The sequence below is a fragment of the Nocardia rhizosphaerihabitans genome (genome assembly GCF_014646295.1).
GTDB classification, from domain to species: domain Bacteria; phylum Actinomycetota; class Actinomycetes; order Mycobacteriales; family Mycobacteriaceae; genus Nocardia; species Nocardia rhizosphaerihabitans.
The window spans coordinates 690888-697940 of sequence record NZ_BMNE01000004.1 but is presented as its reverse complement, the minus strand read 5'-3'; the positions used below and the strand labels follow the sequence as shown (position 1 = coordinate 697940).

Sequence of the window (7053 nt, the reverse complement as noted above, 5' to 3'; positions counted from 1 at the left end):
CGGCGCCTGACCGACGGCCCGGCCACGAACGCCGCTGCGCGGCGGCCCCTCCTCGAGGTCGGGGCGTGCGGGCGGGAGTGCGGTGAGCGGACTCGAAGCTTGCTGCACTGCCTTGTGCGCCGGGAGCGTACCTCCCGGCGCACAAACGCATCTATTGTACTCAGCCGCGCCCGGTGTAGTTCGGGGCCTCGACGGTCATGGTGATGTCGTGCGGGTGGCTCTCCTTGAGGCCCGCCGCGGTGATCTGCACGAACTGAGCGCCCTGCAGGTGCTCGATGTTCTGCGAACCCGTGTAGCCCATGGCCGCGCGCAGGCCGCCGACGAGCTGGTGGATCACCTGGTTGACCGGGCCGCGGAACGGCACGCGTCCCTCGATGCCCTCGGGGACCAGCTTGTCCTCGGCGAGCACGTCGTCCTGGAAGTAGCGGTCCTTGGAGTACGACTTGGCCTGGCCGCGGCCCTGCATGGCGCCGAGAGAGCCCATGCCGCGGTAGCTCTTGAACTGCTTGCCGTTGACCAGGATCAGGTCACCGGGGGCCTCGGCGGTGCCAGCGAGCAGCGAGCCGAGCATCACGGTGGACGCGCCGGCGGCGATGGCCTTGGCGACGTCACCGGAGTACTGCACGCCACCGTCGGCGATCACCGGAACCCCGGCGGCCTTGCACGCGGCGACGGCCTCGAGGATCGCGGTGATCTGCGGCGCACCGACACCGGCGACGACGCGGGTGGTGCAGATGGAGCCGGGACCGACACCCACCTTGACAGCGTCCACGCCCGCCTCGACGAGCGCAGCGGCGCCCGCGCGGGTGGCGACGTTGCCGCCGACGATCTGGATGCGATCGCCCACCTCGGCCTTGACCTTGGACACCATCTGCAGCACCTGCGACTGGTGGCCGTGCGCGGTGTCGACGATCAGCACGTCGACCTGCGCGTCGGCCAGCGTCATCGCGCGCGACCAGGAGTCCTGGCCGACACCGATCGCGGCGCCGACCAGCAGGCGGCCGTCGCGGTCCTTGGTGGCGTTGGGGTACTGATCGGTCTTGACGAAGTCCTTGACCGTGATCAGGCCGCGCAGGCGGCCGTTGCCGTCGACGATCGGCAGCTTCTCGATCTTGTGGCGGCGCAGCAGACCCAGCGCGGCCTCGGCGGTGACGCCCTCCTGGGCGGTGATCAGCGGCGCCTTGGTCATCACCTCGTCGACGCGGCGCTCCTGATCGACCTCGAAGCGCATGTCACGGTTGGTGATGATGCCGACCAGCGCGCCGGTCTCGTCCACCACGGGCAGGCCCGAGATGCGGAACCGGGCACACATCGCGTCGACCTCGGCGAGAGTGTCGGTGGGACGACAGGTGACCGGGTCGGTCACCATGCCCGCCTCGGAGCGCTTGACCGTCTCCACCTGCGCGGCCTGATCGGCGGCCGACAGGTTGCGGTGCAGCACGCCCATGCCGCCCGCACGCGCCATGGCGATGGCCATGCGCGCCTCGGTGACGGTGTCCATGGCCGAACTCACCAGCGGGGTACGCAGGGTGATCTCCCTGGTGAGCCTGCTGGAGGTCTCGACGGAACTGGGGATGAGATCCGAGGCGGCAGGCAGCAACAGCACGTCGTCGAACGTGAGGCCGAGCATGGCGATCTTGGTCGGATCGTCGCCACCCGTAGGAGGGCGCACCGCGATTCGTTCGCCCGACACGGGATTACTCATTCGGATCGACCCCTCCTGGTCGTCGGTAGCAACGTACGCCGAAAGCTGCGATGCGACGGTGCTGAGCGGAAAAGATTGATGGTCGGTGAGAACAAGCTCGCCGACGCCTGCATTCCATGGTATCCGGCGGACGAACACGCCTGTGAAGTGAGCCCCGCGGCAAACTTGCCCGGTGCATCGCTGGCGCAGACCACCAAGTACTGCGTACCGTGGGGATGTGCGTGACCATCTACCACCTGGCCTGCCGCCGGATCCCTTCGCCGGAGACCCCTCCGACCCGTCTGCCGCGCTCGATGCCATCGAGCCCGGTGAGCCGCTGGATCCTCATGAGCGCCTCGCGGTCGAGGAAGATCTCGCCGACCTCGCGGTGTACGAAGCCCTGCTTGCCCATCGTGGCATCCGCGGGCTCGTCGTCAGCTGCGAGGACTGTCGGCAAGATCACTACCACGACTGGGACATGCTGCGGGCGAACCTGCTCCAGCTACTCGTCGACGGCACCGTCCGTCCGCACGAGCCAGCCTACGACCCGACGCCCGAGGCGTACGTCACCTGGGACTACTGCCGCGGCTACGCGGACGCATCGATGAACGAGGCGTTCCACGGCGACGGATTCGACGGCTTCGACAACTGAGCTGCCCCGCCAGGCCCGCTCCCCCGCACCGGTCACGCATGCGCGGGGGACGATGGCGCCCGGCTCCCGCACAACGACGAAGGCCCCGAACCTCAGGTTCGGGGCCTTCGTCGTTGCTGGAGACGATCAGGGTGACGGCACCGCGGGCGGTGCGGGCAGGATCGTCATGGCCGGCGGGGTCTGCAATGTCGACGGCACCGTCGGCGGCGGCTGATACGACGTCGGGACCACCGTCGGCACGGTGACCGGCGGTGGTTCGGCGATGGTGGTCTGCGGCGTGGTCGGGTCGACCGTCCCCGGAGGCGGCGTGCTCGGCACGGTGGTCACCGGCGGCAGCGTCGGTTCGACGGTCTCCGGCGGGACGACCGGCTTGGTCTCCTGACCGGGCGACTGCATGATCACCGGCGGCTCGGACGACGGATCGGTGGTACCCGAACCGGGACCCGGCGCTACCGGAGCCGTGCTGCCCGGGTTGCTGGTCGCCGGAGACTGCGAGGGTGAACTCGGCTTGGTCGACCCGGGTGAGGACGGTGTCGACGGCGGCAGCTGGGCGGCGATCTCGGGGGCCCGCTTGGCCAGCTCGTCCCGCAGCAGGTTCCAGCGGGCGACCAGATCTTCCCGCTTGCCCTGGTCGTTGACCTGGGTCGCGGTGGCCGAAGCCTGTTCCAGCATGACCCGCGCCTGCTCCGGGTTGCCCGCGTCGAGCATGTTCTGCGCGGCGACCAGATCGTCGTCGACCCGTGCCACGACGGTCGACTGGGCCTGCTCGCTGAACACGACCTCCTTGACCCGCCACAGCGGATCGCCGGGGGCGGCGCTGTAGGAGAACGCCGTGATACCGCCGAAGACCACGGCCAGTGCCGCAGCCGCTCCGAGAATGGGACGTACCAGCCGTAGACGTCCGCGCGAGGAAGCTCCGACCCGAACCTGCCGCGCGCCGATCTCCTGATTGACCGCCGCGAACACGGTGTCCAGATCAGGACCCGCGGGCATCGGCTCGGCCAGGAGATCGGCCCGCCAATCCGCGAGTAACGACGCCAGCTGGAATTCCTCGGGGCTGTCGGTACGCACCGGGCCGTCGCTCGCGATCGCGTCGATCAGCGCATCGTCGCTGCGCACCGCCGCAATGTCGACCGGGCCGGAATCACCGGCATCCTCGGCGGCGTAGGGACCGCTGTCGTGCGACCCACGCCAAACCTTCCGGTCGCCTCGACCGCGCTCGCCATCCCTAGCCATACATTTCACCTGCCCTCGCCACTTGTGACTTCAGTTTCGCGAGTGCCCTGTGCTGGGCTACCCGTATCGCCCCCGCCGTGCTGCCCACGGCGACTGCGGTCTCTTCTGCTGACAGACCCATGACCAAGCGCAGGATCAGGATTTCCCGATGTTTCTCGGGGAGCGTGGCCAGCAGAGTGTTCATCTGCCTGCTCGTCTCCGAGTCGAGAGCTCGCTGCTCCGGTCCCTGGTCGGTGGATATGACATCTGGTACTTCGGCCATCGCCTCCGCCTTGTTACGGGCGGCGTTGCGATGGGCGTCGGCGACCTTGTGCGAAGCGATGCCGTAAACGAAGGCCATGAAGGGCCGACCCTGATCCTGATAGCGGGGCAGGGCGGTCATCACAGCCAAACAGACCTCTTGCGCAACATCATCCGCGGAGAGCTGCCCGCGCTCCGCGGCTCCGATCCGAGCTCGGCAGTAGCGGACTACCAACGGCCGGATCAGTTCCAGTACCTGAGCTAAAGCGGTCCTGTCGCCCTGCGCAGCCGCAGCGACGGCGAGGTCCAACTCTTCGCCCATATGCGTCATCGTCAGAGATTTTCCTGGCGTTACGAGTGGCGCGGTCCAATGTGACCGAGCTTCCACCGAAGTGGCGGAACGGAACTAACAATAGCGACCCGTTGATCACCCGCGAGCGGGCCTGGCCCCTTCTAGGCGAGCTCTCAGGAAGATCACCGGAACCGGGTCACGAGGACGGCAGGGTGAAATCCCCGCCCCACCCGTGGATTCGAGCCGCATGGCCTGCGGCTTCGTCCGCGGCGACCCGCGCTTCTGCCTGCTCACACACCCCGGCGCGCAGCATCGCGGTGGCCCATCGCAAGGGCAGCAAAGCGTGCTCGCGGCACTCGGCATCGACCGCGCGAGCCAGTTCCGCCGCGCGGTTCGCATCGCCGCCCGCGGCGGTCGCCGCGGCGACGAGCAGAGCCGATTTCACCCGGTGCCGCACCGACGGCAGCGCGGCGGCGAGCTCGACCGCGATCTCGGCGTCGCGCAACGCGGGCGCGGCCTCGCCGCCTGCGAGCGCGGTCTCCGCGCGCACCCAGTGCCAGCGCACCGCGCAGCGGGCGGGAGCTGCGGCCAGCAGCGGTTCCACCCGGCCGAGCAGCCTGCGAGCCAGGGCGAGTCTGCCGGTGCCGAGCGCGTCGGCGGCCAGGCCGGTGAAGGCGTCGGACAGCGCCTCGGCGCGATCCGGACCGGTGGCGCCGAGCGCGAGCGTCACCGCGCGGCCGTCGAAGGCCGCGGCGGCGGCGTGGCCACCGAGCTGACGCAGCAGCGATCCGCGGGTGCTCTCCACGCGTGATCGCAGCGCCGGATCGATCCGGGTTCCGGCCAGTACCCGCAGGTCGGCCCGGGCGGCGGCGTATCGGCCCTGACCACCGAGCGCGACGGCACGGTACCAACGCTGCGTGGGGTCGGCCGGCTCCGGCAACTCCGCAGCGGCCCGCCCCGGAGTGGGCCCGAAAGCTGTCGAAACGAGTATTTCGGAACCGATATCCGCGGGTGAAGCCGTTCTCTGCACGACGAGACTGTAGCCGCCCCCGCGTGCCCGCAGTTGTCGTGATATGTCCCAACCGCGGCCGGGCAGCTACCGATCAGCTTTTGCCTCGGCGGCCGATGTTGCCATCAGGTAAATCTCCGCCCGCCACCGCCACTACCGCAATGTTTCGAATTCACATGCGTTTCGCGCAATTAACCTCGACGTCCTGTTTCCGCCATCTCCGCCGGGGCCGTGCAGGAGGGCCGTTGTGATCCGCACCACCCAGCCGGCGCGGGGGTCACCTGGCAGAACGGGCCCCTGAGCGGCGCGACCTGGGAAAACGCCGAGCGGCGCGGACACCGCGCGGCGACCGTTCCATAGCCAACCGAACAGTATGGACGGAACGAGTGTGAAATGTAAACACTGCGCAGGTTAAATTTCAGCGTTGCAGATTTGCGGAACCAATGCGCGGAACTATTGACGGAATTTCCCGCCTGCACCTAACGTAGCTCATCGCCGGGGTCGGCGCCGCGCGAAATTGCAGCGACCATCCATCGGCACCGTCAGGCACCGTCGAGCCGGCCACCTCCGACCGAGGTGGCGCGAAGACCTGCCGCACCGACTTCGCTCGACAACGCTGACGAGCTCGCACCACAAGGAGTTCACCATGCCCATGCCCACCCACCTCCCCGGTCCGAACGCCGACGTCTGGGATTGGCAGATGCGTGGCTCGTGCCGCGGTCAGGACTCCGCCGTCTTCTTCCACCCCGACGGCGAGCGCGGCCGCGCCCGCACCGCGCGCGAGATGCGCGCCAAGGAGATCTGCCGGGCCTGCCCGGTGCTGATGCAGTGCCGCACCCACGCGCTCAAGGTCAGTGAGCCCTATGGCATTTGGGGCGGGATGTCGGAGACCGAGCGCGAGATGCACGCGCGCCGCAACCGGCGCCGCATGGCCGTCTAGGCACCTCGGCAAATCCGATCCCATCCGCCCGGCGTGGCGTGCCGAATCTCTAGCAAATAGCTGGCACGCGATCAAAGCACCCCCGGGCGAAGGGAGGTCATAGCCGCGGGCTAGATTCGTGACCGATGACACAGAATGGGTTCCGAAGCGAAGCCTTCCCACCGAGCGTGGATTCTGCAGTTACCGCACGCGCGGCCGAAGGAGTCGAGCTAGCTGCATTATTGGAACGATGCGGCCTGGCCGACCAGCATGCCTTTGCCGAACTGTACGACCGGACGTCTGCGCGCGTCTTCGGCCTGATCCTGCGGGTCCTGCACGACCCGGGATACGCGGAGGAGACCACGCAAGAGGTCTATCTCCAGATCTGGCGCACCGCAACGAGTTTCGACCCCTCCAAGGGGTCGGCGGTGACCTGGCTGATGACGTTGGCGCACCGGCGGGCGGTCGACCGGGTTCGTGCCGAGCAAGCCCACACCCTGCGCGAAGTCGCTTACGGGGTAAGGGTTCTCGGCAACGAATTCGACGAGGTCACGGAGGAGGTGGAACGCAGACTCGAACAACAGGCCGTCCAGCGCGGGCTCTCGACATTGACCGAGACCCAACGCGAGGCGATTTCGCTCGCCTACTACGGCGGGCGCACCTACGCGGAGGTAGCCCAGCATCTCGGCATAGGATTACCGACCGTTAAGTCCCGGATTCGGGACGGATTGACACGACTGAAGAAAAGTTTGGGGGTGACGTGAGATGAACGAAGCCCAGATCGATCTCGCGCACACCGTCGCGCTCGGATTGATCGACGACGAAGACCATCACGCGATCCACACCATCATCGACACCGAAGATCCCACTCTCTGTACCGAGTTTCTGCGAGAGCTCCGCGGTACCCGCGAAGCTCTCGCCGTTCTCGGGTCGAGCACACCTGCCCCACCGCCCCCGTCCCTGCGCACGCGCCTGCTGACCGCGATCCTCGCGGAAGAACCTCCGGTAGCGAGCTAGCGCA

8 protein-coding genes are annotated in these 7053 nt (G+C 68.1%); 4 read left to right on the top strand and 4 right to left on the bottom strand.

Translation table 11 applies throughout. The features are described 5' to 3' along the window. Positions 1-160: 160 nt before the first annotated feature. Positions 161-1705 carry an IMP dehydrogenase gene (gene guaB / locus IEY60_RS20630; protein WP_189030715.1) on the bottom strand — a complete coding sequence of 515 codons (1545 nt, stop codon included), beginning with the start codon at positions 1703-1705 and terminating at the stop codon, positions 161-163. Between the two features lie 217 nt (positions 1706-1922). Here guaB and IEY60_RS20625 point away from each other — a divergent pair, with 217 nt between their 5' ends. Then, a complete protein-coding gene (locus IEY60_RS20625) occupies positions 1923-2336 on the top strand; it encodes a DUF5319 domain-containing protein (RefSeq protein ID WP_022567296.1) in 414 nt (137 codons plus the stop codon). Positions 2337-2462: 126 nt separating this feature from the next. Here IEY60_RS20625 and IEY60_RS20620 read toward each other — a convergent pair whose 3' ends face one another. The 3 genes from IEY60_RS20620 to IEY60_RS20610 all read right to left on the bottom strand — a co-directional run bounded on the left by IEY60_RS20620 (position 2463) and on the right by IEY60_RS20610 (position 5134). Beyond that, the gene (locus IEY60_RS20620) at positions 2463-3572 is read right to left on the bottom strand and encodes an anti-sigma-D factor RsdA (RefSeq protein ID WP_189030713.1); all 1110 of its coding nucleotides are present in this window, start codon (positions 3570-3572) and stop codon (positions 2463-2465) included. Further along, a complete protein-coding gene (locus IEY60_RS20615) occupies positions 3565-4143 on the bottom strand; it encodes a sigma-70 family RNA polymerase sigma factor (protein WP_110037079.1) in 579 nt (192 codons plus the stop codon). Before IEY60_RS20615 ends, IEY60_RS20620 begins: the two co-directional genes overlap by 8 nt. A 157-nt stretch (positions 4144-4300) precedes the next feature. Next, positions 4301-5134 (bottom strand): hypothetical protein, encoded by an 834-nt coding sequence (locus IEY60_RS20610; protein ID WP_189030711.1) that lies wholly within the window; start codon positions 5132-5134, stop codon positions 4301-4303. 625 nt (positions 5135-5759) lie between these two features. Here IEY60_RS20610 and IEY60_RS20605 point away from each other — a divergent pair. The 3 genes from IEY60_RS20605 (at position 5760) to IEY60_RS20595 (ending at position 7049) form a co-directional block, all read left to right on the top strand. Next, a complete protein-coding gene (locus tag IEY60_RS20605; protein WP_022567299.1) occupies positions 5760-6053 on the top strand; it encodes a WhiB family transcriptional regulator in 294 nt (97 codons plus the stop codon). A gap of 125 nt (positions 6054-6178) precedes the next feature. Further along, on the top strand, positions 6179-6796 hold the full coding sequence (locus tag IEY60_RS20600) for a sigma-70 family RNA polymerase sigma factor (protein ID WP_229739991.1): 618 nt from the start codon (positions 6179-6181) through the stop codon (positions 6794-6796). 1 nt (position 6797) lies between these two features. Continuing rightward, positions 6798-7049 carry an RskA family anti-sigma factor gene (locus IEY60_RS20595; protein ID WP_189030709.1) on the top strand — a complete coding sequence of 84 codons (252 nt, stop codon included), beginning with the start codon at positions 6798-6800 and terminating at the stop codon, positions 7047-7049. The last annotated feature ends 4 nt before the right edge of the window (positions 7050-7053 follow it).